The 26,107-nt window shown below is 59.7% G+C and carries 26 protein-coding genes and 2 pseudogenes; 15 read left to right on the top strand and 13 right to left on the bottom strand.

Going from position 1 to position 26,107, the window contains the following annotated elements; genetic code table 11:
• The first annotated feature begins 94 nt into the window (after positions 1 to 94).
• Positions 95 to 595, top strand: coding sequence for an Hcp family type VI secretion system effector (locus PseuLF5_RS00665; protein ID WP_340132677.1), 501 nt, complete (start codon positions 95 to 97; stop codon positions 593 to 595).
• Positions 588 to 1,331 carry a DUF4225 domain-containing protein gene (locus PseuLF5_RS00660; protein WP_340132676.1) on the top strand — a complete coding sequence of 248 codons (744 nt, stop codon included), beginning with the start codon at positions 588 to 590 and terminating at the stop codon, positions 1,329 to 1,331. Before PseuLF5_RS00665 ends, PseuLF5_RS00660 begins: the two co-directional genes overlap by 8 nt.
• A gap of 471 nt (positions 1,332 to 1,802) precedes the next feature.
• On the opposite strand, the pseudogene PseuLF5_RS00655 reads toward PseuLF5_RS00660, so the two are convergent.
• From PseuLF5_RS00655 to PseuLF5_RS00630, 6 genes and pseudogenes are all read right to left on the bottom strand, one after another.
• Positions 1,803 to 1,883, bottom strand: a pseudogene (locus tag PseuLF5_RS00655) (XRE family transcriptional regulator); the annotation flags it as partial.
• A gap of 3 nt (positions 1,884 to 1,886) precedes the next feature.
• Positions 1,887 to 2,318: a hypothetical protein gene (locus PseuLF5_RS00650; RefSeq protein ID WP_340132675.1), complete on the bottom strand. Its 432-nt coding sequence runs from the start codon at positions 2,316 to 2,318 to the stop codon at positions 1,887 to 1,889.
• A gap of 263 nt (positions 2,319 to 2,581) precedes the next feature.
• Positions 2,582 to 3,130 carry a cupin domain-containing protein gene (locus tag PseuLF5_RS00645; RefSeq protein ID WP_042558757.1) on the bottom strand — a complete coding sequence of 183 codons (549 nt, stop codon included), beginning with the start codon at positions 3,128 to 3,130 and terminating at the stop codon, positions 2,582 to 2,584.
• Positions 3,131 to 3,508: 378 nt separating this feature from the next.
• Positions 3,509 to 4,792, bottom strand: a complete 1,284-nt coding sequence (locus tag PseuLF5_RS00640; RefSeq protein ID WP_340132674.1) for an NAD(P)/FAD-dependent oxidoreductase — start codon at positions 4,790 to 4,792, stop codon at positions 3,509 to 3,511.
• A 51-nt stretch (positions 4,793 to 4,843) separates the two neighbouring features.
• Entirely contained in the window at positions 4,844 to 6,334 is a 1,491-nt protein-coding gene (locus tag PseuLF5_RS00635; protein ID WP_103370534.1) for an aldehyde dehydrogenase, read from the bottom strand.
• A gap of 270 nt (positions 6,335 to 6,604) precedes the next feature.
• Positions 6,605 to 7,981: a glutamine synthetase family protein gene (locus tag PseuLF5_RS00630; RefSeq protein WP_222832625.1), complete on the bottom strand. Its 1,377-nt coding sequence runs from the start codon at positions 7,979 to 7,981 to the stop codon at positions 6,605 to 6,607.
• Positions 7,982 to 8,263: 282 nt separating this feature from the next.
• On the opposite strand from PseuLF5_RS00630, the gene PseuLF5_RS00625 reads away from it, so the two are divergent.
• The 5 genes from PseuLF5_RS00625 (at position 8,264) to PseuLF5_RS00605 (ending at position 13,625) form a co-directional block, all read left to right on the top strand.
• Positions 8,264 to 9,025, top strand: coding sequence for a gamma-glutamyl-gamma-aminobutyrate hydrolase family protein (locus tag PseuLF5_RS00625; protein ID WP_128614798.1), 762 nt, complete (start codon positions 8,264 to 8,266; stop codon positions 9,023 to 9,025).
• Between the two features lie 368 nt (positions 9,026 to 9,393).
• On the top strand, positions 9,394 to 10,536 hold the full coding sequence (gene potA, locus PseuLF5_RS00620; RefSeq protein WP_095136575.1) for a polyamine ABC transporter ATP-binding protein: 1,143 nt from the start codon (positions 9,394 to 9,396) through the stop codon (positions 10,534 to 10,536).
• A 29-nt stretch (positions 10,537 to 10,565) separates the two neighbouring features.
• Entirely contained in the window at positions 10,566 to 11,447 is an 882-nt protein-coding gene (locus PseuLF5_RS00615; protein WP_340133256.1) for an ABC transporter permease subunit, read from the top strand.
• On the top strand, positions 11,444 to 12,319 hold the full coding sequence (locus PseuLF5_RS00610) for an ABC transporter permease subunit (RefSeq protein ID WP_003226106.1): 876 nt from the start codon (positions 11,444 to 11,446) through the stop codon (positions 12,317 to 12,319). Before PseuLF5_RS00615 ends, PseuLF5_RS00610 begins: the two co-directional genes overlap by 4 nt.
• 208 nt (positions 12,320 to 12,527) lie before the next feature.
• Positions 12,528 to 13,625, top strand: coding sequence for a polyamine ABC transporter substrate-binding protein (locus tag PseuLF5_RS00605; protein WP_123462679.1), 1,098 nt, complete (start codon positions 12,528 to 12,530; stop codon positions 13,623 to 13,625).
• A gap of 303 nt (positions 13,626 to 13,928) precedes the next feature.
• On the opposite strand, the gene thpR is transcribed toward PseuLF5_RS00605, so the two are convergent.
• Positions 13,929 to 14,468: an RNA 2',3'-cyclic phosphodiesterase gene (thpR, locus tag PseuLF5_RS00600; protein WP_336346405.1), complete on the bottom strand. Its 540-nt coding sequence runs from the start codon at positions 14,466 to 14,468 to the stop codon at positions 13,929 to 13,931.
• 108 nt (positions 14,469 to 14,576) lie between these two features.
• On the opposite strand from thpR, the gene PseuLF5_RS00595 reads away from it, so the two are divergent.
• A complete protein-coding gene (locus PseuLF5_RS00595) occupies positions 14,577 to 14,771 on the top strand; it encodes a hypothetical protein (protein WP_123462675.1) in 195 nt (64 codons plus the stop codon).
• A 156-nt stretch (positions 14,772 to 14,927) separates the two neighbouring features.
• On the opposite strand, the gene PseuLF5_RS00590 is transcribed toward PseuLF5_RS00595, so the two are convergent.
• Together PseuLF5_RS00590 and PseuLF5_RS00585 are read right to left on the bottom strand one after the other, a co-directional pair.
• The gene (locus tag PseuLF5_RS00590; protein ID WP_123462673.1) at positions 14,928 to 15,281 is read right to left on the bottom strand and encodes a DUF1428 domain-containing protein; all 354 of its coding nucleotides are present in this window, start codon (positions 15,279 to 15,281) and stop codon (positions 14,928 to 14,930) included.
• A 2-nt stretch (positions 15,282 to 15,283) separates the two neighbouring features.
• Positions 15,284 to 16,366, bottom strand: a complete 1,083-nt coding sequence (locus PseuLF5_RS00585; protein ID WP_267804547.1) for a hypothetical protein — start codon at positions 16,364 to 16,366, stop codon at positions 15,284 to 15,286.
• Between the two features lie 220 nt (positions 16,367 to 16,586).
• Between PseuLF5_RS00585 and PseuLF5_RS00580 the strand changes: the two genes are divergently transcribed.
• Positions 16,587 to 16,862, top strand: a complete 276-nt coding sequence (locus tag PseuLF5_RS00580) for a hypothetical protein (protein WP_123462668.1) — start codon at positions 16,587 to 16,589, stop codon at positions 16,860 to 16,862.
• 71 nt (positions 16,863 to 16,933) lie between these two features.
• Here PseuLF5_RS00580 and PseuLF5_RS00575 read toward each other — a convergent pair whose 3' ends face one another.
• The gene (locus PseuLF5_RS00575) at positions 16,934 to 17,992 is read right to left on the bottom strand and encodes a hypothetical protein (RefSeq protein WP_340132673.1); all 1,059 of its coding nucleotides are present in this window, start codon (positions 17,990 to 17,992) and stop codon (positions 16,934 to 16,936) included.
• Between the two features lie 112 nt (positions 17,993 to 18,104).
• A complete protein-coding gene (locus PseuLF5_RS00570) occupies positions 18,105 to 18,311 on the bottom strand; it encodes a hypothetical protein (protein WP_340132672.1) in 207 nt (68 codons plus the stop codon).
• 25 nt (positions 18,312 to 18,336) lie between these two features.
• Here PseuLF5_RS00570 and PseuLF5_RS00565 point away from each other — a divergent pair.
• The 4 genes and pseudogenes from PseuLF5_RS00565 to paoC all read left to right on the top strand — a co-directional run.
• A pseudogene (locus PseuLF5_RS00565) lies at positions 18,337 to 18,615 on the top strand (L-lactate permease); the annotation flags it as partial.
• A gap of 114 nt (positions 18,616 to 18,729) precedes the next feature.
• Complete coding sequence (gene paoA, locus PseuLF5_RS00560; protein WP_340132671.1) at positions 18,730 to 19,506, top strand: aldehyde dehydrogenase iron-sulfur subunit PaoA; 777 nt, start codon at positions 18,730 to 18,732, stop codon at positions 19,504 to 19,506.
• The gene (locus tag PseuLF5_RS00555) at positions 19,503 to 20,459 is read left to right on the top strand and encodes an FAD binding domain-containing protein (protein WP_340132670.1); all 957 of its coding nucleotides are present in this window, start codon (positions 19,503 to 19,505) and stop codon (positions 20,457 to 20,459) included. Before paoA ends, PseuLF5_RS00555 begins: the two co-directional genes overlap by 4 nt.
• Positions 20,456 to 22,654: an aldehyde oxidoreductase molybdenum-binding subunit PaoC gene (gene paoC, locus PseuLF5_RS00550; protein ID WP_340132669.1), complete on the top strand. Its 2,199-nt coding sequence runs from the start codon at positions 20,456 to 20,458 to the stop codon at positions 22,652 to 22,654. The genes PseuLF5_RS00555 and paoC overlap by 4 nt, the downstream gene beginning before the upstream one ends.
• An 82-nt stretch (positions 22,655 to 22,736) precedes the next feature.
• Here paoC and PseuLF5_RS00545 read toward each other — a convergent pair whose 3' ends face one another.
• Complete coding sequence (locus PseuLF5_RS00545) at positions 22,737 to 23,213, bottom strand: (R)-mandelonitrile lyase (protein ID WP_186744234.1); 477 nt, start codon at positions 23,211 to 23,213, stop codon at positions 22,737 to 22,739.
• Between the two features lie 130 nt (positions 23,214 to 23,343).
• Here PseuLF5_RS00545 and PseuLF5_RS00540 point away from each other — a divergent pair, with 130 nt between their 5' ends.
• Positions 23,344 to 24,237 (top strand): LysR family transcriptional regulator, encoded by an 894-nt coding sequence (locus PseuLF5_RS00540; protein ID WP_123462655.1) that lies wholly within the window; start codon positions 23,344 to 23,346, stop codon positions 24,235 to 24,237.
• Between the two features lie 6 nt (positions 24,238 to 24,243).
• On the opposite strand, the gene PseuLF5_RS00535 is transcribed toward PseuLF5_RS00540, so the two are convergent.
• Positions 24,244 to 25,188: an aldo/keto reductase gene (locus PseuLF5_RS00535; protein ID WP_340132668.1), complete on the bottom strand. Its 945-nt coding sequence runs from the start codon at positions 25,186 to 25,188 to the stop codon at positions 24,244 to 24,246.
• A 111-nt stretch (positions 25,189 to 25,299) separates the two neighbouring features.
• Here PseuLF5_RS00535 and PseuLF5_RS00530 point away from each other — a divergent pair, with 111 nt between their 5' ends.
• Positions 25,300 to 26,070 carry an alpha/beta hydrolase gene (locus tag PseuLF5_RS00530; RefSeq protein WP_267804542.1) on the top strand — a complete coding sequence of 257 codons (771 nt, stop codon included), beginning with the start codon at positions 25,300 to 25,302 and terminating at the stop codon, positions 26,068 to 26,070.
• Positions 26,071 to 26,107: the final 37 nt, after the last annotated feature.

Here is a 26,107-nt window from a genome sequence, read left to right as displayed (position 1 = left end):
CTTCACCAATAGCGAACCGGCGCGCCACCGGTCTGGCTTTAGTTGACGGTTACTCTTCAAACAAGAGTTTTCCAGTCAATAAAGCAGAGCTTCCATGGCCAACCACAGCTACCTGAGCATTACCGGAAACCGTCAAGGGCTTATCTCGGCCGGCTGCTCCGATATCGATTCAATCGGCAACAAATGCCAGTTAGGTCACCTCGACGAAATCATGGTTCTGGCCTACTCCCACAACATGACTACCGGCAATAACGGCGGCGTCAGCGCCGACCGTGGCAAGCACTTGCCAATCATGATCACCAAGAACATCGACAAATCCTCACCCCTCCTCTCCGCCGCACTTCACGAACGCGAAGTGCTGGACTGCACCATCTTTTTCTACCGAACCTCCCCCGCTGGCACGCAAGACAAATACTTCAAAATCCACATAAGCGGCGCAAAAATCGCCCACATCAACCTCCAGGTTCCTCACGCCATCCATTTGAACGACGCTCAGCCACAGGAATTGGTGTCATTCACTTACCGCGAAATCAGTTGGACCCATATCCAGGCGGGCACAAGCGGCTTCAGCAGTTGGGGAAATAACGATGAATGAGGATTCGTGTGACATCAACGACGTCACCCGGGCTGCTTCCGATCTGGTCGCATTCGGGTGCCAGATCGGCGCGACTCAGTTGTATGACAGCTTCAGCCAACTTCGATTTAGCGAGATCGTTTCGGATTATGCGAATGAGGTTATTCGGGCGGTGGATGAAGGTTTTATGAGTGCCAAACAAGGGCTGCAGGAGCTCAGGGAGGAACACTCTGACTTATTGAACAAAGTATCGTTCTATGCTCAAAACGGTGTAGGTGTTGCCGCGGGGATGATGCAAATCCAAATCGCCTCAGTACATTTCGCTTCCAGAACACCAAAAAACGCAGTGGCCGGCACCGCCTATTCATTACATGGAGTTAACAATATCTATGAAGGACTAGCAAACATTTACTACGGCCCTGAAAACCCAGCAGTAGTTGGTCCAATCCGCAAACTCTATCAATTCTTAGCGGGTGACTCTTCCCGTGGAAATATTGCCTATTTTGGTGTTGACATAGGGCTCTCTATATTCAGCATACTTCAACCAGTTCGAAAACCCGACTCAGTGGAGCTATTCATTCGCGACCCTATGAATTATGAGCGAACCTATAAGAGAATGGGAAAAATATCGCTCGCATTTGAGGCCTTGATTGACGGCATCACTATTAGAAACATCGACAACGAAGTCACCCAACAAACCAACAACAAAAATCACCGCCCACCTTTAAATTCTTTCCCGGACATAAAATATCCGTAAAAAGCGAAGAACACCGAAAAACTCAGCAACCTATACAGCACTTCTGACAAGCTCCAAGCATCGCTAATAAAGTAATAAGCGACCTCTTCAAATATAAGTGCGCAACTGCCAGCGATGAAATGCCTTACCCAGGCAGGATAGCGTCTAGACCCTGCATACCGACCTCGCAACTCAGCTACCTGATCGGGAAAGCAGTAGAAGAAATTTACATACAGATAAACCAGAAGCATGAAGCCCTCAGTAAATTTCCTGACCAGTCCTTCCAGCGGTAAAATCTGACTCAAAAAATTTATTACAACCAACGTAAAAATAAAACTAAATGCGATAGTTAAAAAGAACAGAAGGACAACCTGACACAGAAATCGAATGTTCAACTTCACGACACCACCCGTATTAAACCATTAAAAACCAATTGTCAGCCTCATTTACCCCAACATTCCTAAACTTATGCGGCAACGTCGTAAGAAATTAATACCCATCCCCGGCATTCAAAACACTCACCGACCCATCCACGGTCAACTCAGCAGTCCCCCGCGTAACAAGCCCGCACTCCCGTCAACGGTGAGAGCGAAACGAACGCTGAAAAAAGCTTAAATAGCAAAACGATCCTAGAAAAGAAACAAACAAAAAAGACGCCACTACCCAGTACGAAACACCATTAAAAAAATCAAATCCCATCATAAAAGGAACAAAAGCAATTGCCAATATTCCAGATAAAAAGACTATTTCGATTAACACCCATCGTAAATTATAGTGCTTTTCTTCAATCACTTTTCCATCGAATATATTGCGAAGCGATAGAGCAGAAAAAATAAAACCATGCAAAGCAAATAGAGCAAAAACAACAAAAAACACTACCCAAACCAGATCGCCCTCAAGCCTTATAAACTGACCAATACAGTTTAAGACCATCACACTCCAGAAAAGTGAAGAAGCAAGAATTAGACAATAAACACGAGATAAACACCGAAGATCCTTTAATTGCACATCCCGCTCCCTCACATAGCTATAACACCCAAAAAATCAAGCTCTACGGACAATCAAAAAATGGCTTACGATCAACCACCAGGAATGTAAACATTCCAGAAGAGCCATAACATCCTTAACCTCGCCTCATCACGCACCTATTCAGAACCTTCCTACAAATCAAAACCCTGCACCCTACAAACATTTCATCCACGCAAAAAAAATCCGAAACCCAGTAAAAGGTGTCGGATTTATTCACAACGTGCGCCTAATTTAAACAGCGATTAGAAGTTAGCCGGCGTATTCGCACTAATAATCTCAGCCTCATCTGCCCCGATATTGCGGAACTTATGCGGCAGCGTCGTCGGAAAGTAATACCCATCCCCCGCATTCAAAACACTCACCGAGCCATCCACGGTCAACTCAACCGTCCCGCGCGTCACTAGCCCACACTCCTCACCTTCCGAGTGAACAATCGGCTCTTCCCCGGAGCTCGCGCCCGGTGCGTATTGCTCGCGCAGCAAGCGCATCTGGCGGCTCGGCACGGAGGCGCCGATCAGCAGCAGGCGCAGGCCATGGCGGCCGAGATCTGGCTGTTCGTTGGCACGGAACACGTATTGGTGTTCGCGCGGTGGCTGGTCGAAGGTGAAGAAGTCGGCCAGGGACATCGGGATGCCCTCGAGCAGTTTTTTCAGTGAACTGACGGAGGGACTGACGCGATTCTGTTCGATCAGGGAGATGGTGGCATTGGTCACGCCGCTACGCCGGGCCAGCTCGCGCTGGGAGAGTTTGTAGCTTTCGCGTACTAGTTTGAGTCGAGAACCCGTATCCATGACTGCCTTATGTGAGAACGACTTAAGGGCGATGGGGGTGGGTGGCGGGTGACGCGCCGAGGGCGCGGATCACGTTGCTCCCGTGTCCCGGAACCGTGAAAGGCGGCTATTAAATCACGTTTGTCGGTGTTGCTCAGCAGGTTCGATGGACGGTGCGGTAAAAGAGCCTGCTGGTGCTAATTGCGAAGTAAATGCAAAACCTGTGGGAGCTGGCTCGCCAGCGATTGGTGGCACATTCAACATCCCTTTTGCTGAAAGACCGCTATCGCAGGCAAGCCAGCTCCCACAGGTTTTGTGGTGTGTCAGCGGGAGTGAGGGTGGCTGCACTGGCAGGTAAAAAACCGGCGGGGCCTTGGGGGCCGCCGCCGGGGAGGTAACTTAGATGCCGAAACGGTCGCGCAGCGAGTAGTAGACGGCGCCGAGGGCGGTCAGTGGTGCCGAGAAAGTGCGGCCGCCGAACATGGGCATGTGCGGCAGCGATGCGAAGGCGTCGAAGCGTTCGGCGTCGCCGCGGATCATTTCCGAGATCAGTTTGCCGGCCAGGTGCGAGCAGGTGACGCCGTGGCCGCTGTAGCCCTGCATGTAGTAGGCATTTTTCTCGATGCGGCCGAATTGCGGCATGCGCGACATGGTCAGCAGGAAGTTGCCGGTCCAGCGGTAGTCGATTTTCACGTCCTTGAGCTGCGGGAAGGTCTTGAGGATCTTCGGCCGGATCAGCTGTTCGATGTCGTCCGGTTCACGCGCGCCGTAAACCACACCGCCGCCGTACAGCAGACGGTTGTCGGCCGTCAGGCGGTAGTAATCCAGCAGGTAATTGCAGTCTTCGACACAGTAGTTGTTGGTGATCAGGCTGCGCGCCTGTTTCTCGGTCAACGGCTCGGTGACGACGATCTGCGAGCCGCACGGCATGCTTTTCGCGGTCACGCGGTTGTCGAGGCCTTGCGGCAGGTAGGCGTTGCCGGCGATCAGCAGGTACTTGGCGCGCACCTGGCCTTTGGCGGTACGCACGACATTCGGTTCGCCGTATTTGATTTCGACGGCAGCCGATTGCTCGTAGATTTTGCCGCCCAGACTCACGATAGCTGCCGCTTCACCGAGGGCCAGGTTCAGCGGATGCACGTGACCGCCCTGCATGTCGAGCAGGCCACCGACGTAGGCGTCGGAGCCGACTTCGCGACGAATGTCCGCGGCGTCGAGCATCTTCAGATTGCGGTTGCCGTAGCGTTCCCAATTGCGCTTCTGCTCGGCCAGACCGTTGAGTTGTTTCTTGTTCATCGCTGCGAAAATGCCGCCCGGGCGGTAGTCGCATTTGATGTCGTATTCCTTGATCCGCGAACGGATGATGTCGGCGCCTTCGAAGATCATGCTGCCGAGAATTTCTGCGGTCTTTTCGCCGTAGCGCTCTTCGATCACATCGACGTCGCGGCTGTAGGAGTTGACCAGTTGCCCGCCGTTGCGGCCACTGGCGCCATAGCCGACTTTCGCCGCTTCGAGCACGGTCACTTTATAGCCCGCTTCACTCAGGAACAGCGCCGAGGACAGGCCGGTGTAGCCGGCGCCGATAATGCAGACGTCGCACTCGACCGACTCTTCAAGGGTCGGGAAGTCGATGACTTCGTTGCGGGTGGCGGCGTAGTAGCTGTTGACGTGTTGTTGCTTCATTTTATTGTTCTCCGAGGGTCGCCCATTGAAGGCGACCACCGCTGTAGAAAATCAGAGCTTGATCCAGGTCGCTTTCAGCTCGGTGTACTTGTCGAACGCGTGCAGCGATTTGTCGCGACCGTTGCCCGACTGTTTGAAACCACCGAACGGCGCAGTCATGTCGCCGCCGTCGTACTGGTTGACCCACACGCTGCCGGCCCGCAGGCCACGGGCGAAGGTGTGCGCCTTGCTCAGGTTGCTGGTCCAGACGCCGGCGGCGAGGCCGAAGATGCTGTCGTTGGCGATCTGCAGCGCTTCTTCAACGGTGTCGAAGGTGATCAGCGACAGCACCGGGCCGAAGATTTCTTCGCGGGCGATGGTCATCGCGTTGGTCACGCCGTCGAAGATAGCCGGTTGCACATAGAGGCCGCCGGTTTCTTCGAGGGTGCGCTGGCCGCCGGCAATCAGCTCGGCGCCCTGCTCGCGACCGATGCTGATGTAGCGCAGCACGTTGTCCAGTTGACGCTGATCGACCACGGCGCCGACGGTGGTTGCCGGGTCGAGGGCGTGACCGGGTTTCCACGCTTGCAGCGCTTCCACCAGCAGCGGAATGAATTGCTCGCGAATCGAACGCTCGACCAGCAGGCGCGAACCGGCGGTGCACACTTCGCCCTGGTTGAACGCAATGGCGCCGGCCGCCGCCTGGGCTGCTGCGCGCAAGTCCGGGGCGTCGGCAAACACCACGTTCGGGCTCTTGCCACCGGCTTCGAGCCAGACGCGTTTCATGTTGCTTTGCCCGGCATAAATCATCAGTTGCTTGGCAATCGCCGTGGAGCCGGTGAAGGCCAGCACGTCGACGTCCATGTGCAGCGCCAGCGCCTTGCCGACGGTGTGGCCGAAGCCCGGCAGGACGTTGAACACGCCTTTCGGAATGCCGGCATCCAGCGCGAGTTGCGCGATGCGGATCGCCGTCAGCGGCGATTTTTCCGAAGGCTTGAGGATGAACGAGTTACCGGCGGCCAGGGCCGGGGCGAATTTCCAGCTGGCCATGATCAGCGGGAAGTTCCACGGCACGATCGCGGCGACTACGCCGGACGGCTCGCGGGTCACCAGACCGAGCTGGTCGTGCGGCGTGGCAGCGACTTCGTCGTAGATCTTGTCGATGGCCTCGGCGCTCCAGCGGATCGCGTTGGCGGTCGCCGGGATGTCGATGCTCATCGAGTCGCTGATCGGTTTGCCCATGTCGAGGGTTTCCAGCAGCGCCAGTTCTTCCTGGTGTTGCAGGATCAGATCGGCGAAGCGAATCAGGATACGTTTGCGTTCGGCCGGGGCCTTGTTGGCCCACACACCGGAGTTGAACGATTGACGTGCGACTTCGACGGCGAGGTTGGCATCGGCTTCGTCGGTGCTGGCCACGGAGGCGAGGAAACGGCCGTCGACGGGGCTCAGGCATTCGAAGGTGGCGCCGCTGATTGCCGGGCGGTATTCACCGTTGATGAAGGCGCGGGATTCGATGGTCAGGGACTGGAAGCGCTGTTCCCAGTCGTTGCGGGTTGTGGTCATTGTTGTGGCTCGACAAGGGGGGGATTGGGGGTGTCGGGGGTGTTGTGTCTGGCTTGAGATGGCTGCCCTCACCCTGGCCCTCTCCCGGAGGTAGAGGGGACCGATTGGGGGTTGCTTGGGATCTTCGCCGACCTGAAAGATCGCTGCCGAATCCATAATCGACTCGATCGTTCAGGTCGCTGATTATCTCAATACAACCCGGTCAGTCCCCTCTCCCTCCGGGAGAGGGTCAGGGTGAGGGGCTCTTCGGCTTTTAAAGGCCCGAACCCATCACACCGTATGCAGATACCAGTTGTACTCAAGGTCGGAGATCGAGTTCTCGAACTCGGCCAGCTCGCTTTCCTTGCACGCGACAAACACGTCGATGTACGTCGGGTCGATATAGCGGGCCATGACTTCGCTGTCGTCCAGTTCGCGCAGTGCATCGCGCAGGTTGTTCGGCAGGCTCTGTTCGTTCTGCTCGTAGCTGTTGCCTTCGACCGGCGAGCCCGGCTCGATTTCATTGGTCAGGCCGTGGTGAATCCCGGCCAGCACTGACGCCATCAGCAGGTACGGGTTGGCGTCGGCACCGGCGACCCGATGCTCGATACGCACGGCGTCCGGCGAACCGGTTGGCACGCGCACGGCCACGGTGCGGTTGTCGATGCCCCAGCTCGGCGAGTTCGGTACGTAGAACTGCGCGCCGAAACGACGGTACGAATTGACGTTCGGGCAGAGGAAAGCCATTTGCGCAGGCAGGGTCTCCAGCACACCGCCGATCGCGTGTCGCAGCGCGGCGTTCTGCTCGGGATCCTCGCTGGCAAAGATGTTGTTGCCTTCTTTGTCCAGAATCGAAATGTGCACATGCAGACCGTTACCCGCCTGGCCCGGATACGGCTTGGCCATGAAGGTGGTGTCCATTTCGTGGTCGTAGGCGATGTTCTTCACCAGACGCTTGAGCAGGACCGCGTAATCGCACGCTTTGATCGGGTCGGAGACGTGATGCAGGTTGACTTCGAATTGCGCCGGGGCGCTTTCCTTGACGATGGCGTCAGCCGGGATGCCCTGCTCTTTCGCGCCTTCAAGGATGTCTTGCAGGCAGTCGACGTATTCGTCGAGGTCGTCGATCAGGTACACCTGAGTCGACACCGGACGCTTGCCGGACACCGGCGAACGTGGCGACTGCGGACGGCCGTTCACGTTGTCCTGGTCGATCAGGTAAAACTCCAGTTCGAACGCGGCGCAGATGGTCAGGCCCATCTCATCGAACTTGCGCACGACGTTGGCCAGCACTTCTCGCGGATCGGCGAAGAACGGCTCGCCTTCCAGTTCGTGCATGGTCATCAACAGTTGTGCAGTCGGGCGCTTCTGCCACGGCTCGATGCTCAGGGTGCCCGGGATCGGGTAGCAGATGCGGTCAGCGTCGCCGATGTCCAGGCCCAGACCGGTGCTTTCCACCGTGGAGCCATTAATGTCGAGAGCGAAGAGCGAGGCCGGCAGGTTGATGCCTTTCTCGTAAACCTTGTGAAGACTGGTGCGTTCGATGCGCTTGCCGCGCACCACACCGTTCATATCCGCAATCAGAAGGTCGACGTACAAAACCTCAGGATATTTCTTAAGGAATGCGTTTGCTTCGTTGAGTTGAACGGTACGCAGAGGGACCGACATGATGCACCTATTTAGCTGTTAATTATTATGTTCACTGCTGTTTCGCCGAGCCAGTCAATCCGAAAGGCAAAGTGAAGTCAATAGCGAACACCTGGCCGTTCAGCGTTTATTTTTCGGGCTTTTTTTAACACTCCCGTGCCAACACAGGCGCCACAAGGCCGGAATTCATGAAGATTTGATGAGCGGCGTTTAGAATTTTTTACATGGCAGTTGTTAATTAAAATCAACGAGGCTAAGCTCCGGAAAAGCTCGTTCAAGTGTCAAACTTCGAGGTGAATAAAAATGGCATTCAAGCCATTGATCGGCGTTACTGCGTGCGTCAAACAGATTGGCCTGCACCCCTATCACATCAGCGGCGACAAGTACGTACGTGCTGTCAGCGTTGGCGCTCAGGGGCTTCCAGTGGTCATTCCTTCCCTTGGCAACCTGACTGAAATCGAAGACCTGCTCGGTCAACTCGACGGTCTGCTGCTGACCGGCTCGCCCTCGAACGTGGAGCCCTTCCACTATCACGGCCCGGCCAGTGCCCCCGGCACGGATCACGATCCGGCGCGGGACGCCACCACCCTTCCTTTATTGCGTGCAGCCATCGCGGCGGGCGTTCCGGTGCTCGGCATTTGCCGCGGCTTCCAGGAAATGAACGTGGCGTTCGGCGGCAGCCTGCACCAGAAAGTGCATGAGTTGCCGGGCATGCTCGATCACCGCGAGGCCGACAGTCCGGATGTCGCCGTGCAATACGCACCGGCCCATGCCGTGACAGCACTCGGCGGCGGTGTGTTCGAAGCGCTGGGATTGCCGGGCGAGTTCCAGGTCAACTCGATTCACAGCCAGGGCATCGACCGCCTCGCCCCCGGCCTGCGTGCCGAAGCCGTGGCGCCGGATGGCCTGATCGAGGCGATCTCGGTCGAGCACAGCCCGACTTTCGCCCTCGGCGTGCAATGGCATCCGGAATGGCAAGTGCTGGACAACCCGCCGTACCTGAAGATTTTCCAGGCGTTCGGTGAGGCTTGCCGGCAACGGGCGGCGCGACGCAACCAGCGCTGACTCAACCCAAGAATACGTAACGATTTACTGCCCCCTCGGAAGTCGGGTGTGCCTGCGCACATCCGTCATTCGTGAACAACAACATCCGTAATAACAACAAGCACGACCCAGGCAGCCAGGACGGCGGCGCCGAACAAGCCGGATCGGTAAGTGCAATACCTGTCAGAACAATGCAAAACCCTGTGGGAGCTGGCTTGCCAGCGATGAGGCCGTCACCTTCAACATTAATGGTGACTGACCCACCGCCATCGCTGGCAAGCCAGCTCCCACAGGGGGATGTGATCCGACCGGGAATGCACCTGCAGGCTTGCAATCCACTTAAGCCCGGCCGCGTTGGCCGAGCGAACGAAACCTGTTGGGAGTTTCACATGGCAAACGCCTCCAGCACTTACAGGAAGGCACTTGAAGGTCATCAGCAACCGAAAAAGGTTCTGGTGAAAGTCGACCGTGTCACCAAGAAGTTCGACGAAACCACCGCTGTGGACGATGTGTCCCTGGAGATCCATCAGGGCGAAATCTTTGCCCTGCTCGGCGGCTCCGGTTCGGGCAAATCGACCCTGCTGCGCATGCTCGCCGGTTTCGAGCGCCCGACTGAAGGGCGGATTCTGCTCGACGGTGTGGACATCACCGACATGCCGCCATACGAGCGGCCGATTAACATGATGTTCCAGTCCTACGCGCTGTTCCCGCACATGACCGTGGCGCAGAACATTGCCTTCGGCCTGAAGCAGGACCGTTTGCCCGCCAGCGAAATCGACGCCCGCGTCGAAGAGATGCTGCGCCTGGTGCACATGACCCAATACGCCAAACGCAAACCCCATCAGCTGTCCGGCGGCCAGCGTCAGCGCGTCGCCCTCGCCCGCTCGCTGGCCAAGCGTCCGAAGCTGTTGCTGCTCGACGAGCCGATGGGCGCGCTGGATAAAAAGCTGCGTTCGCAAATGCAGCTTGAACTGGTCGAGATCATCGAGCGCGTCGGCGTGACCTGCGTGATGGTGACCCACGACCAGGAAGAAGCAATGACCATGGCCGAGCGCATCGCGATCATGCACCTGGGCTGGATCGCCCAGATCGGCAGCCCGGTCGACATCTATGAAGCCCCGGTCAGCCGCATGGTCTGCGAGTTCATCGGCAACGTGAACGCCTTCGACGGCACCGTGGTAGAAGACCTTGAAGGTCACGCGATCATTCACAGCCCGGACTTGCAGCAGAAGATCTACGTCGGTCACGGGGTCAGCACCTCGGTGCAGGACAAGTCGATCACCTACGCGATCCGCCCGGAAAAAATGCTCGTCAGCACCACCCAACCGGAGTTCCGCTACAACTGGTCCGAAGGCAAGGTGCATGACATCGCCTACCTCGGCGGTCACTCGGTGTTCTACGTCGAATTGCCCGGCGGCAAAATCGTCCAGTCGTTCATGGCCAACGCCGAACGCCGTGGCGCGCGCCCGACCTGGGACGACAAGGTCTACGTCTGGTGGGAAGACGACAGCGGCGTGGTACTGCGCTCATGAGAACCTTCAATCAGCAGTGCCTGCGCCTGGTGCCCAGCGGGCGCAAGTTCGTCATCGGCATCCCGTTCATCTGGCTGTTCCTGTTCTTCATGCTGCCGTTCTTCCTGGTGATGAAGATCAGCTTCTCGGAGGCCGCGCTGTCGATCCCGCCGTACTCGGAGATCTACACCTACGCCGAACAGAAATTCCAGCTGATGCTCAACATCGGCAACTACACCATGCTCGGCGAAGACGAGCTGTACCTGTCGGCCTACCTCGGTTCGCTGAAGGTCGCAGCGCTGAGCACATTGATGTGCCTGGTGATCGGTTTCCCGATGGCCTACGCCATCACCAAGACTGGCAAGGAAACGCAAAACGTCCTGCTGCTGTTGATCATGATGCCGACCTGGACCGCGATCCTGATCCGCGTTTACGCGTGGATGGGCATTCTCAGCAACAACGGTTTGCTCAACAGTTTCCTGATGTGGACTGGCCTGACCGATCACCCGATCGAGATCCTCAACACCAACACCGCGGTGTATATCGGTGTGGTTTACGCCTACCTGCCGTTCATGGTGTTGCCGCTGTACGCCAACCTGGTGAAGCACGACGGCAGCCTGCTGGAGGCCGCGTCGGACCTGGGTTCGAGCAACTTCAACAACTTCTGGAAAATCACCGTACCGCTGGCCAAGAACGGGATCATCGCCGGCTGCATGCTGGTGTTCATTCCGGTGGTTGGCGAGTTCGTGATTCCCGAACTTTTGGGTGGTCCGGAGACGCTGATGATCGGTCGTGTGCTGTGGCAAGAGTTCTTCAATAACCGCGACTGGCCGGTGGCGTCTGCCCTGGCGGTGGTGATGCTGTTGATCCTGATTGTGCCGATTCTGCTGTTCAACCGCAGCCAGGCCAAAGAGATGGAGGCACGGGGATGAAACGCTTCGGTTTTTCCAAGTTCATGTTGATCTTCGGCCTGATGTTCATTTATCTGCCGATGCTGATCCTGGTGATCTACTCGTTCAACGCCTCGAAACTGGTGACGGTGTGGGGTGGCTGGTCGGTGAAGTGGTACGTCGGCTTGCTCGACAACACGCAACTGATGGGCTCGGTGGTGCGCTCGCTGGAAATCGCCTGCTACACCGCGATTGCCGCCGTTGCACTGGGCACCCTCGCCGCTTTTGTGTTGACTCGTGTGACGCGCTTCAAGGGGCGCACCCTGTTCGGTGGCCTGGTCACCGCGCCGCTGGTGATGCCTGAGGTGATCACGGGTCTGTCGCTGTTGCTGCTGTTCGTGGCGATGGCGCAGTTGATCGGCTGGCCGCAGGAGCGTGGCATTGTCACCATCTGGATCGCCCACACCACGTTTTGTGCAGCCTATGTGGCAGTGGTAGTCTCCGCCCGCCTGCGGGAACTGGATCTGTCGATCGAAGAAGCCGCGATGGATCTCGGCGCCAAGCCGTTCAAGGTGTTTTTCCTGATCACCATTCCGATGATCGCGCCGTCGCTGGCGGCGGGCGGCATGATGTCGTTTGCCCTGTCGCTGGATGACCTGGTGCTGGCGAGCTTCGTCTCCGGCCCGGGCTCGACGACGCTGCCGATGGAAGTGTTCTCGGCGGTGCGTCTGGGCGTGAAGCCTGAGATCAACGCCGTGGCCAGTCTGATTCTGTTGGCGGTGTCGCTGGTGACCTTCCTCGTCTGGTACTTCGGCCGCAAGGCAGAAGCCAACCGCAAGAAAGCGATTCAGGAAGCGATGGATCAGACGGCGAATGAGTCGTGGCAGCAGCCGCAACGCGCCGCCACTGCTTAAGCAACACGGATGAACAACTGTGGCGAGGGGATTTATCCCCGTTCGGCTGCGAAGCAGTCGTAAAACCTGAATACGCAGTTTTCAGGTAGCACTGCTGGGGCCGCTTCGCAGCCCAACGGGGATAAATCCCCTCGTCACAAGGTGATGCGTGCAGCGGGTTTGTGCTTTTGATTAAAAGTTTTTGAATAAAAAGAATGGAGTTTCACCGATGAAAATGTTTGGCAGGACTCTGCTGACACTGTCCTTAATGGGCGCAATGGTCATGGGCGCCCAGGCCAACGACAAGGTGCTGCGTGTTTACAACTGGTCCGATTACATTGCGCCGGACACCGTCAAGAAGTTCGAAGACGAGACCGGCATCCGCGTGACCTATGACGTCTTCGACAGCAACGAAACCCTTGAGGCGCGTTTGCTGGCGGGCAAATCCGGTTACGACATCGTCGTGCCGTCCAACAGTTTTCTGGCCAAGCAGATCAAGGCCGGCGTCTATCAGACCCTGGACAAATCGAAGCTGCCGAACTGGAAGAATCTCAACCCGGTGCTGCTGAAAAACGCCGCCGCCAGTGATCCGGACAACGCCCACGCGTTCCCGTACATGTGGGGCTCGATCGGCATCGGCTTCAACCCGGCCAAGGTCAAGGAAGTGCTCGGTGCCAATGCCCCGACCAACTCCTGGGACTTGCTGTTCAAGCCGGAAAACGCTGAAAAGCTCAAAGCCTGCGGCATCAGTTTCCTCGACTCGCCGACCGAAATGCTCCCGGCTGCCCTGCACTACCTGGGCTATCCGGTGAACGACAAGGACAAGGCGCACATCCTCGAAGCCGAAGCGCTGTTCATGAAGATCCGCCCGTCTGTGGCGTACTTCCATTCCTCCAAGTACATCTCGGACCTGGCCAACGGCAACATCTGCGTAGCGGTCGGTTACTCCGGTGACGTGCTGCAGGCCAAGGCCCGTGCGGTGGAATCGGGCAACAACGTGGTGATCGACTACAGCATTCCCAAGGAAGGCGCCGGCAGCTTCTACGACATGGTCGCCATTCCGCGTGATGCGGCGAACGTCGAGAACGCCTACCTGTTCATGGATTTCCTGATGCGTCCGGAGATCATCGCCGAAATCACCAACAGCAATGGCTACAGCAACGCTAACTCGGCGGCGACGCCACTGGTAGACGAAGCGATCCGCAACGATCCGGGTTCGTACCCGTCGCAAGCGGTGATGGCGACGCTGTATGCGGTACCGGATCAACCGATTGCCACGCAACGGATCATGACCCGTGGCTGGACCCGGGTGAAACTCGGCAAGTAAGCCTGCGGAGTCGGCATTCCAACAACACTGATGAATAGGTGGGAGCTGGCTTGCCAGCGATGACGGTGGGTCAGGCAAAGGTGATGCAGGATGTGCTGGCCCCATCGCTGGCAAGCCAGCTCCCACAGGGTTTTGAGATCACATCCGGACAGTGCCAGGCCCAGGATTTTCTTAGCTTAAGTAATTCAATGATTTCCCGTTCACGCAGCGCCTTACCACCGCTGCACCCTGCAATGAACGGCCTCACCTGGCTTCCTCGGTTCAGGTGAATTTCAGGCGCCCACGGGCGCCTTTTTTTGTGGTTCAGATCAGCGGCCAGTCCTGCAGGATCCGGTAGCGGCCCTTGTGCGACTCGAACAAGGCAAAGCGCTCGGCGCGCAGAAAGAACCCCGGCGGCGTGGCGGATTCCGGCTCTGGTGCACGGTAGTCTCGGGCCAGGGTCAAATGCGGCCGAAATTCGCGTGGTGTCTCTTCAAAACCGAATGGCAACATCGCCTGTTCCAGCGCATAAACCAAGCGTAACAACGCCGGCGGTGCCTGTTCGGGTGCCAGTGACAACACCCCGGCGCGATGCCAGACCTGCAAACGATCCAGGGAAATCTTCAAGGTTTCCTTCGGCGTGTTGACCTTGCCGGCGGCTTCGCAGACTTCGTTGATTTGCGCCAAGGGCACCGCGCCGAGAAACAGCAGGGTCAAGTGAAAGTTATCTGCCGGTACCGGTTTGCCGGCTCGCAGGCCCAGCTCGCTGCGCCACTGAGCGATAGCCTTGCGCTGCGCCGGCGGGCAGTCCAGGGCAAAAAACAGCCGCTTGAACGGTTCATCCCTGCGCATGTCATCGGTCATCGTCCTGCCCCTTCGCTCGTGGTCATCGGCCAGGATTCTACACGGCCTGAGCAGCCGACTCGCGCCACCGGGCTATAGTTCAAGGATTGCCATCAACCGGAGGCCGCCATGCGCGAGGTCCTCAGCAAAGAGCCGTGGTGGGCCCGCCCACCGAATCCCGGGCAGGATGAAACCGAGCTGGAATGGGGTTGGCTGGTGCATTACAGCGAGGGTGAACCGCGTTTCGAGTTTGTCCGCGAACGTCCGACCGACGAAGAAATTCGTCAGCGTAAAAGCTGCCGCATCACCCCCGCCACGGAGTGAACAGCACACCAGTGGCAGTGGGCTTGTTCACGAAGGCGTCGTGTCAGTCGACCTCGTTGTTGTCTGACGCAGCACTTTCGCGAGCAAGCCCGCTCCTACCCTGTCCAATTGCGTATTTGAGATGAAACGCATGCCGCAGTGGCAATGGTGCAGGCCTCAGGATTCGAGGAGGTCGATGAAGCCGCCATAGATCATGCGCTGCCCGTCAAACGGCATCGGGTTCACGTCGGGTTTCATGCGTGGGTCCTCCATCATTTTCGCCATGCCGGCGTTGCGGGTGGCTTTGTCCGGCCAGATCAGCCAGCCGGACACCACGGTTTCATCCTCCTTGAGTTTCACCGCCATCGGGAACGACGTGACCTTGCCGTCCGGCACGTCATCGCCCCAGCATTCGACGACACTCAGGGCGCCGTATTCCTTGAACAATTTAGCGGCGATCACGCAGTGTTTTTTGTATTGCTCGCGATTGGCGGTCGGTACGGGGGCCACAAAGATGTCGATGTATGCCATGGTCATTCTCCTTGCACGTTGGGTTCGATCTGCTGATTGGTCGATTGCGGCGGCTGCCATTCGACACGATTGCCCCCCAACCCGACCGACGGCTCATCAGTGCCGCCCAGATTGCGCTCGACCTGCCCGGCCATGTGCAGCGTGCCGGCCATGACGCCGGTGGTCGGGTTCTGCACCAGTTTCAGCCACGCCTTGTCGAAGGTATTGCCCAGACTGCTGCGAATCAGCGCCTCGCTGTCGGGACGGTCATTGGCCTGCAGGATGGCGCGAATGCCCGCCACCCCGACGGAGATCATGGCCCCCGCCAGTTTCCCCGCCGCTGCCGCCACCGCACTCGCGGCGCCGCGCGGGGCCATTTCCGCTTCCATGCGCTGGCTGGCGCGTTTGGCCACGGGCGCCATGCCCGCGTCGGTCGAGGCAATCCCTTTGGCCCCACCGTCGGTGTGGATCTTGTCGATCAGCGCCGCATAGGCCGGTAGCGTGTTCAACGGTTCGGTGCTGACCACCTGATACAGCGAAGCATCCCGCGCCGGCGGCGGACCGAGGGCAATCGCCGGGATCTTCTGCAACCGCCCGTTGAGCTGCGCAACCGGCACGCCATGACGCCGGGCGATGAGCGGCATCTGCTGCGCCATCAGTTGCGCATAGAACGCCGTGGCCTGGCCGAGGATCGCGTCCGGATCAATCTCGACCGCCACCGGCGCCAGCACTCTTTCCTGATATTGCTCAAGCAGATACGCCGCCAGGCGCTTGGCCGAGGCGTCCTGCTCGCCACCGGCGTTGAGGGTGTACCAGCTGACCTTCATCGACAGCCATTCCTGGGTCCAGTAGCTGCTGAACCACGGGATGAAATTTTCTTCAGTTTGCTGATAGACGCGAGTACGCCAATGTTCCATCGAACCACGGGCGAAAACCTTGACTTGCTCGGTGGACTGCTGCGAGGCGCTGACGATTTCACGGTCGATCTGCTGCCAGGTGGCCGGCGACACCACGATGGCCTGTGGCGCTGGCACCGGGGCCCGCGCCGATGTGGCACAGCCAGCCAGCAGAAACAGTGCGGCAACCACCAGCGCGCGCAGGTCCACGGTGGGGTTTTCCTTGAGATGAGTGGGAGGCAGATTTGAGTATAGGTGGGTCAGTCGAGCCTGATGCCGGATGCCGGATGCCGGATGCACCGATCTCATCGCCCGCCCGAAACCCGAACCATCAACGCCATCAATACTCACCATTGCGACGATTGCCTTCCACCCGCCGCCCTTCAAAGGCACGATCCACCCATCCGAGACACAACGAGGAGTTCACATCATGATTCACACCATCGTCACACTCTCCGTGAGTTTCCCGGTGTTCGGCAGCAACTATTACGCTCAGCACGCGGTGTCGCACAAAGCCCGGGCGCTGGTGTTCAACGAAGATTTCGAAGACCTGCTGATGCCTGCCGCCAGCAATCATTTCAGCAATGAAGTGGTCGGTTTCAACGATCAGTTCCGTTTTCTGAGCGACATTCTCGCCACCCATTTGCTGGATCTCGAGGCCTCGCTGCCTGCGCGATCCCGCGTCCAGGCGAGCGCTCACTTTTAATCGCAGCACGCACAAAAAAGCCCACTGGCCGTTTCGGCGCAGTGGGCTTGTTCACATCGGCCTCACGGAGATCAACGCTTCCAGCAGTCGGCGTAACGTGAGCAGACGTCGTACTGGGCATCCATCTTGGCCATGCGCTCGAGATGGCGTCCGACGGTTTCAACCACCACGCCTTTTGACGACTGGAAGTAGTACATGATCATGTCGGTCTCCATTTCGTTCGGCGCGGCGTTAACTTGTTTACCGTCCGAGCCTTTGAGCCTAGACCAATCTTTCAGGCGCTTGTCATCGACACTGCGCAAACGCTGGCGATACTCGTCGCTGGCGCGCTTGATCGCCTCGTCGGCATTACTGGCGTTCTCGGTATCGAACTGCACCAGATTCTGGCGGTACAGCGTCCAGTAATCGTCCGGCAGCGCAATGTTCATTTTGGCCTTGCGCTCACTGATCAGCGAATCGAGCTTTTCCGGGGTAAACGTCGTCGGCTTCGTTGCGCCAGACTTCATCACCACAAAGAGGCTTCCATTGACGATGCGGTCGATCATGGCCGTGCGTTCCGGGGTGTCCGGCAGCAACGCCGGCGGCTTCGGGAAGATCGCATTGCGCCCGGCGCAGGCCGCCAGTCCTTCGCGTTTGATCGCAACCGGTGTGCGTACATCCTTGCCGTCGATACGCTGCACACGCTGCATCAGCGTCGAGCAGTGACGCCCCTTGAGGTCGAGGGTCAGTTCGTACTCCGTGCCACGCTGCGGCTTGAAGGTGAAACCGGACCCGCACACCGCATACCCGACCTGAGTGTTGACCTTCAGGTACATGTCCTTTTCCGGCGGCAGTTTGATTTCCAGATAGCCTCTGGCCTTTTCCGGCGGGGCCACCGACATGCCGACCCGACGCTGGCTGTCGGCGATGAACAGATTGTTGATGATGCCGGTGGTCTGCCCGTCGCAATGCTCGGCATCGTAATAGTCCACCGTCGCGTTATCGGTATTGGCAACAAAGCGCAGCTTGGCGGCATCGGGATCGGCAGCATCCTGATAGGTGCCCATCTGCGTGCAGCCTGACAGCAAAAGCGCCGACAGAATGGCACCGACAACAACGGGTGAGCGACGCAACGAACAAGCGACAGACATGATCATCCTTGAGGGGAAGGGGCAAAAAACCGCCGATGCTACTGAATTGCCATCATTGCGTCCAGCCCCTCCCTTCGCACGATTCCAGCCTCTTGCGGAGCGCGGGACTCAGTCAGTCATCATCCCGATCGCGGTAGTAGCGACGGCCATCACGGCGGTCGTCATCCCGGTCATCCCAGCGCCGGTCATGATCGTAATAACGCTCATGATCGCGCTCGTAGTGCCGGCCATGGCGGTGACCCTCATCAAAATCCGCCACACATCCGCCAAGCAAAACGGCGGCAGTCACAGTCAGCAGCATCGTTGTCACGCGCTTCATTCAACACTTCCCTAAAACCAAGGTCTTGACGACGGAATCGGCCAACGCTGCCCTCGCCTTCAGGACGCGGTGCGCGCAGCCGCAGATACGACCGGGAAAAGCGCCGATGATTCACTGGCCAGCGATGGACGCGACCATGGGCCTGGCATTCGCGGCGACGGGGCTTTTCTATCCGATGTCCGGCACCTTGCTTGGTTGGCTCGGGGTGGCGTTGACCGGTTCGGACACGGCCTCCAACGTGCTGTTTGGCGGGCTGCAGCGGGTCACATCGGAACAGCTCGGCATCAGTCCGGTGTTGATGGCGTTTGTGAGGGTCTGCTCGCGAAGGCGCTGTGTGATTCAGCCAACAGGCTGACTGATCCGACGCTGTCGGGAGCAAGCCCCCTCCCCAGTGCGCGCTGAGTCGCGCAGCAGACTCATGAGCTCTGCGCATAACTCTATAGCGAAAATCCGCAAAAACCTTTTCCCCTCCGTGCAGGTCATTTCAAGAACGAGACCGGCAAGCATGCCGGCGCGCCCGACTGGGCCTTCAATCCCTGCCGTCCTGATTAAGCCAGAGAGGAATCGAAGCATGACGATTTCCCGACGAAGATTCCTGATCCTCGGCGCGGTGACCGCCACCGCGTTTGCAATGCCGCCTTTCATTAGCCTCAAGGCCTACGCGGCCAGTCTGGAGCAACCGGCCATGGCCAAAATAACCCTCAACGTCAACGGTAAACCTCAAGCCCTTGAGGTCGACAACCGCACCACGCTGCTCGATGCGCTGCGCGAACACCTGCACCTGACCGGCAGCAAAAAAGGCTGCGACCACGGCCAGTGCGGCGCCTGTACCGTTATCGCCGATGGCCGCCGCATCAATGCCTGCCTGACCCTGGCAGTGATGCACGAAAACAGCGAGATCACCACCATCGAAGGCCTTGGCATGCCCGACAGCCTGCACCCGATGCAAGCCGCGTTCATCAAGCACGACGGCTACCAGTGCGGTTACTGCACGCCAGGGCAGATCTGCTCGGCGGTGGCGGTGCTCAAGGAGATTCGCGAGGGCATTCCCAGCCACGTCAGCCCCAGCCTGACCGAAGCGCCGCAACTGATCGCCAGTGAATTCCAGGAGCGCATGAGCGGCAATATCTGCCGTTGCGGCGCCTACTCCAACATCATCGAAGCCATCACTGAAGTCGCGCAGGTGCCCGCATGAGACCGTTCAATTACAGCCGCGCCGATTCCCCTGCCGCAGCCGCAGCGCTGGCGGCACAGGTCGAAGGCGCGAAGTTCATCGCCGGCGGCACCAACCTGCTCGACCTGATGAAACTCGACATCGAAACCCCGTTGCATCTGATCGACGTCAACCACTTGGGCCTGGATCAAATCGAAGCCACGCCCGACGGCGGACTGCGCATCGGTGCCCTGGTGCGCAACACCGACCTGGCCGCCGACCACCGCGTGCGCAACGACTACGCCCTGCTCTCCCGCGCCTTGCTCGCCGGTGCCTCCGGCCAATTGCGCAACATGGCCAGCACCGCCGGCAACCTGCTGCAACGCACACGTTGCCCGTACTTCTATGACGTCAATCAGGCCTGCAACAAGCGTCAGCCCGGCAGCGGTTGCGCGGCGATTGGCGGGGTCAGTCGGCAACTGGGATTGATCGGTGTCAGCGACGCCTGCATCGCCACCCACCCCAGCGACATGGCGATTGCCATGCGCGCACTCGACGCGCAGGTGGAAACGGTGAAGCCGGACGGCACCATCCGCAGCATCGCCATCGCCGATTTCCATCAGCTCCCGGGTAACACACCGAACGTCGAAACCAGCCTCAGCCCCGGCGAGTTCATCACTTCGGTGACGCTGCCCGCCCCGGTCGGTGGTACGCACCTTTATCACAAGGTGCGCGATCGCTCGTCGTACGCCTTTGCCTTGGTGTCGGTCGGGCTGATTCTGCACAAGGATGGCAGCGGTCGTGTGGCGGTCGGCGGCGTCGCGCCGAAACCGTGGCGGGTCGAAGCGGCCGAAGCGCTGCTGCCCAACGGTGCAAAAGCGGTCAGTGAGCGCCTGCTCGACGGCGCCACGCCGACCCACGACAACCAATTCAAACTGACTCTGGTCGAGCGCACGCTCGGCTCGGTGTTGGCGCAAGCGAGGGAAGACGCATGAAATTCGACACGCCCGCCACCACCAACCCGATCGACCAGTTGAAGGTCGTCGGCAAACCCACCGACCGCATCGAAGGCCCGCTGAAAACCAGCGGCCAGGCGCCGTATGCCTACGAGCAACACGAGGCCGTGGCCAATCAGGCTTACGGTTTCATGGTCGGTTCGGCCATTGCCAAGGGTCGGATCACCCACATTGATCTGGACGCCGCCAAAGCCGCGCCCGGCGTGCTGGCCATTGTCACCGCCGCCAACGCCGGCAAGCTCGGCAAAGGCAAATACAACGCGGCGCCGCTGCTCGCCGGTCCCGAGGTGCAGCACTATCACCAGGCTGTGGCACTGGTGGTCGCCGAAACCTTCGAGCAGGCTCGCGCCGCCGCGCAACGGGTCAAGGTCGATTACGTCGCGGACAAAGGCCAGTTCGATCTGGCCAACGTGCGCGACCAGGGTGTCGAAGACAAAGACGAATTGCCCGACGTCACCCATGGCGACTTCGACACGGCCTTTGCCGCCGCCCCTGTGCAGTTCGACCAGACCTACACCACCCCCGATCAATCCCACGCGATGATGGAGCCGCACGCCACACTCGCGGCGTGGAAAGGCGATCAACTGACCCTGTGGACGTCGAACCAGATGATCGCCTGGAGTGTCGACGACGTTGCCACCACCCTCGGTTTGCCCAAGGAGAAAGTCCGCCTGATTTCGCCCTACATTGGCGGCGGCTTCGGCGGCAAATTATTCATCCGCGCCGACGCGATCCTCGCCGCCCTCGGCGCGCGCATGGCCGGCAGACCGGTAAAAGTCGCCCTCGCCCGCCCGCAAATGGCCAACAACACCACCCACCGCCCGGCCACCATCCAGCGCATTCGCCTGGGTGCCACGGCCGACGGCAAGCTCAGCGCCATTGCCCACGAAGGCTGGTCGGGCAACCTCAAGGACGGCAAGGTCGAAGTCGCGGCGCAGCCGAGTCAGTTGCTCTATGCCGCCGAAAACCGCCGGGTGACCATGCGTCGGGCGCCGCTGGACCTGCCCGAGGGCAATTCCATGCGTGCGCCGGGTGAAGCTCCAGGCCTGATGGCACTGGAGATCGCCATGGACGAGATGGCCGAGCAGCTCAAGCTCGATCCGGTCCAGTTCCGCATCCTCAACGACACCCAGGTCGATCCGGTGAAAACCGAGCGTCCGTTCTCCCAGCGACGCCTGATCGAATGCCTGCAGACCGGCGCCGAAACATTCGGCTGGAATCAACGCGCTGCCACCCCTGGCAGCCGCCGCGAAGGCCGTTGGCTGATCGGCATGGGCGTCGCCGCAGCGTTCCGCAACAACCTGCTGCTCAAGTCCGGCGCACGGGTGCGGCTGGAACGTGATGGCAAGGTCACGGTGGAAACCGACATGACCGACATCGGCACCGGCAGCTATACGATCATCGCGCAGACGGCGGCCGAGATGATGGGGGTGGCATTAGAGGATGTCGTGGTGCGTCTGGGCGATTCGGATTTTCCGGTGTCGTCCGGTTCCGGCGGACAATTTGGCGGCAACTGCTCGACGGCCGGGGTGTATGCCGCGTGCATGAAGTTGCGTGAAGCTGTCGCTGGCAAGTTGGGCATGGCAGCGGATCAGGCAGCGTTCGTCGACGGCCAGGTGAGCGTCGGCAGCAAGCGCGTGCCATTGCGCGATGCCGCGCGCGATGGTGTGGTGGTGGCTGAGGACAGTATCGAATTCGGCGACCTGGACAAGCAGTATCAGCAGTCGACCTTCGGTGCGCATTTCGTCGAAGTGGCGGTGGATGCCGCCACCGGTGAAGTGCGTGTGCGACGCATGCTCGCGGTGTGTGCCGCCGGGCGCATCCTCAACCCGAAAGCAGCGCGCAGCCAGGTGATCGGGGCGATGACCATGGGCGTCGGTGCGGCGTTGATGGAGGAGCTGGCGGTGGACAAGAAGCTCGGTTTCTTCGTCAACCATGATCTGGCCGGATATGAAGTGCCGGTGCACGCCGACATTCCGCATCAGGAGGTGATCTTCCTTGACGAGACCGATCCGCTTTCGTCGCCAATGAAGGCCAAGGGTGTAGGCGAGCTGGGGATTTGCGGGGTGAGCGCGGCGGTAGCCAATGCGATCTACAACGCCACCGGAGCACGGGTGCGCGATTATCCGATCACCCTGGACAAGATTCTCTCGTCCTTGCCCGAGATGATTTGAACGCCCCTCACCCTGACCCTCTCCCTCCGGGAGAGGATTGCGGTGAGGGCCTTATAGCGCGCGGGCATGGGGAACTGGCGCGTCACTCACTCCGCGGATATTGCGCCTCCCCTACTTGCTCCATCCACTCCACCACCTCGCCGTCCAGCACCTCGGCAATCGCAATGTGCGTCATCGCCGTCGTCGGTGCTGCGCCATGCCAATGCTTCACATCTGGCGCAATCCACACCGTGTCACCCGGGCGAATCTCGCGTATTGGCTGGCCCCATTCCTGCACGAAACCGGCACCGGCCGTCACGATCAACGTCTGCCCCAACGGGTGGGTGTGCCATGCCGTTCGCGCTCCCGGCTCGAACGTCACCGTGGCGCCGCTGACCCGCGCGGCATCCGAGCCCTTGAACGGCGCATCGACCCGCACGATTCCGGTGAACCAATCCGCCGGGCCGCGGGCCGAAGGTTGTGAGCCATTGGGCGTGACCGTCACGCGTGAACTTTCATTGGCCTGCACATCCGCAGCCAACAGAGACAACGTCAACGCTGAAGCAGTAATCGGGTTCATGACATGCCCTCCAGAATGCAAAAAAAATCGGTAGGTGCAGCCTTCGGCAGCGCCTGCAGGTCACTTTAGCGGGCCGTACTCTTCAGATAATCGACTAGAATTCGAAAAAACTTATGCAGGACACTCATCAATGCTTCGGGAAAACGCCACTGACCTGCTCGCCTTCCTCGCCGTCGCGCGCGCGCGCAGCTTCACCAAGGCAGCCGCCAAACTGGGCGTTTCGCAATCGGCACTCAGCCACACCATCCGCGCCCTCGAAACCCGTCTGGGCCTGCGCCTGCTGACCCGTACCACCCGCAGCGTTTCGCCCACCGAGGCCGGCGAACACCTGCTGCAAAGCATCGGCCCGCGTTTCGAAGAGATCGAGCGCGAACTCGCCGCCCTGAGTCACCTGCGTGAAACCCCGGCCGGCAGAATCCGCATCAGTGCCACCGACCATTCGCTGGACTGGCTGCTGCGCCCGGTGCTGCAGACCTTTCTGCCCAAGTATCCGGACATCGCCGTCGAGGTCTGCTGCGATTACGGCTTCGTCGATATCGCGGGACAAGGCTTCGATGCGGGCGTGCGCCTGGGCGAGGACGTCGCCCAAGGCATGATCGCCACCCGCATCGGCCCGGACATGCGCATGGCGGTGGTCGGTGCGCCGGAGTACTTCGCCCGTCATCCGGCACCGCACACCCCACGGGATCTGACCGGGCATGCCTGCAACAACCTGCGCCTGCCGACCAACGGCGGGCTCTATACCTGGGAGTTCGAGAAGGATGGCGAACGCCTGAAAGTGCGTGTCTCGGGGCAGATCACCCTGAACGGCGTCTACCCGCTGCTCAATGCGGCGCTGGATGGCTTTGGCCTGAGTTACATCCCGCAGAACATCGTCGCGCCGTATCTGGCCGAGGGCCGTCTGCAGCAAGTTCTGGAGGACTGGTGCCCGACGTTCGCCGGCTATCACCTGTACTACCCGAGCCGACGCCAGGCGGCACCGGCGTTTGCCTTGTTACTGGAGGCGTTGCGGTTTCGCGGTTGAGCGGCCCTAACCAAGCAACGCAATCAACTGGTGCCGCTGCGCATCCGTCAACATCGGCCCGAACCCGGCCCGGGCGTTATCGGCCATGTAGCGCGGATTGCTGGTGCCCGGAATCACACAGGTCACCGCTGGATGCGCCAGCAGAAACTTCAGCGCCAGTTGCGGCCAGCTGTTGACCTGCACGTCCGAGACCCAGCCCGGCAGCGGCTTGTCCTTGAGCCTGGCGAGCACGCCACCGCCGCCAAACGGCCGGTTGCAGATCACGGCCACACCGCGCTCGCGGCACAGCGGCAAGAGGCGCTTTTCCACACCACGATCGTCGAGGGCGTAGTTGATTTGCAGGAAGTCGACGGGCTCGGCCTTGAGTACCGCTTCGACTTCGTCATAAGCCGAAGGCGTGTAATGGGTGATGCCGATGTAGCGGATGCGCCCCTGCTCTTTCCACTCCCGCAGGGTCGGCAGGTGGGTTTGCCAGTCGAGCAGGTTGTGGATCTGCATCAGGTCGATGCGTTCGGTGCGCAACAGGCTGAACGACTGCTCCATCTGCGCGATGCCCTCGGCGCGCCCGCGGGTCCACACCTTGGTGGCCAGAAACGCTGGCGAGCGCGGTTCGTGGATCGACAGCAGTTCACCGGTGGTCTGTTCGGCACGGCCATACATCGGCGAGCTGTCGATGACAGTGCCGCCCTTGCCGAACAACTCATCGAGCACGGCCGGCAGTTGCCGGTAGACCGGATCGCCCGGCGCAACGTCAAAACCGCGATAAGTGCCCAGGCCCACCATGGGCAGCGACTCGGAGCTTGAGGGGATGACGCGGGTCTGCATGGTCTGGCCTCCGGAAATCGCGGGCGTGGTGGCAATGGCCAGCGCCCGCTCAAGGGTGAAGACCGCCGGAACCCCGGCAGCCAGTGTGAGCAAACGGCGACGGGAGTAACCCTCAGTGTGGCTCATGCTGGTTCCCCTGTTGCCTGGATCTGTTGCACGTTGTGTGCGCAGGCTGTCCGCTCGCCATGCTGGACTACACTGCGACAGCGAACCCTCACACCCGTTAAAAGTAGCCGAATGTCCCGACGCCTGATGTCACTCGTCGCCTTGATCGTTGCCCTGTACCTGGCGCTGTGCGCCGCGCTGTTCGTGTTTCAGCGCTCGTTGATCTACTTCCCGCGGCCCGCTGCGGTCGAAGCAGCGGACGCTCGCCTGAAACTGTCGATGCCGGATGCCGACGTTTGGGTGACCACGCGCGCACGTGCCGGACCGCGAGCAGTGATCTATTTCGGCGGCAATGCCGAGGACGTGTCGCGCAATCTACCGGGGTTCGCCGAAGCCTTTCCGGATGACGCGCTGTATTTCCTGCACTACCGGGGCTTCGGCGGCAGCGGCGGCTCGCCGTCCGAGGAGGCGATTGCCAAGGACGCCCTGGCACTGTTCGATCAGGTGTACGCCAGTCATCCACAGATAGCCGTGGTCGGACGCAGCCTCGGTTCCGGCGTTGCCGTACGCCTGGCCAGTCAGCGCCCGGTGCAGCAACTGATTCTGGTGACGCCGTATAACAGTCTCGAAGAAATCGCCGAACAGCATTATCCGTGGCTACCGGTGAAATGGTTGCTCAGGGATCGCTTCGAGTCGGGCAGGTACGCCGCGCATATCCGTGTGCCGACGTTGCTGCTCGCGGCAAGTGATGACGAGGTGATTGCGCGGGCCAGTACCGAGCGCTTGCTGGACAGCTTTCCCAAAGGTGTGGCGGTGCTGAAGGTGGTGCCGGATTCGGGGCATAACTCGATCTCCGAGCGGCGGGAATATCTGCAGTGGATGGGGGATGTGTTGAATCGCTGAGGGTCGTGTGGCTTTCAATGGCTCCATCGCGAGCAGG

It is taken from the genome of Pseudomonas sp. LF-5, from assembly GCF_037626295.1.
GTDB classification, from domain to species: Bacteria; Pseudomonadota; Gammaproteobacteria; order Pseudomonadales; family Pseudomonadaceae; genus Aquipseudomonas; species Aquipseudomonas monsensis.
The sequence above is the reverse complement of the archived record's forward strand: the minus strand, read 5'-3'. Positions and strand labels throughout refer to the sequence as shown.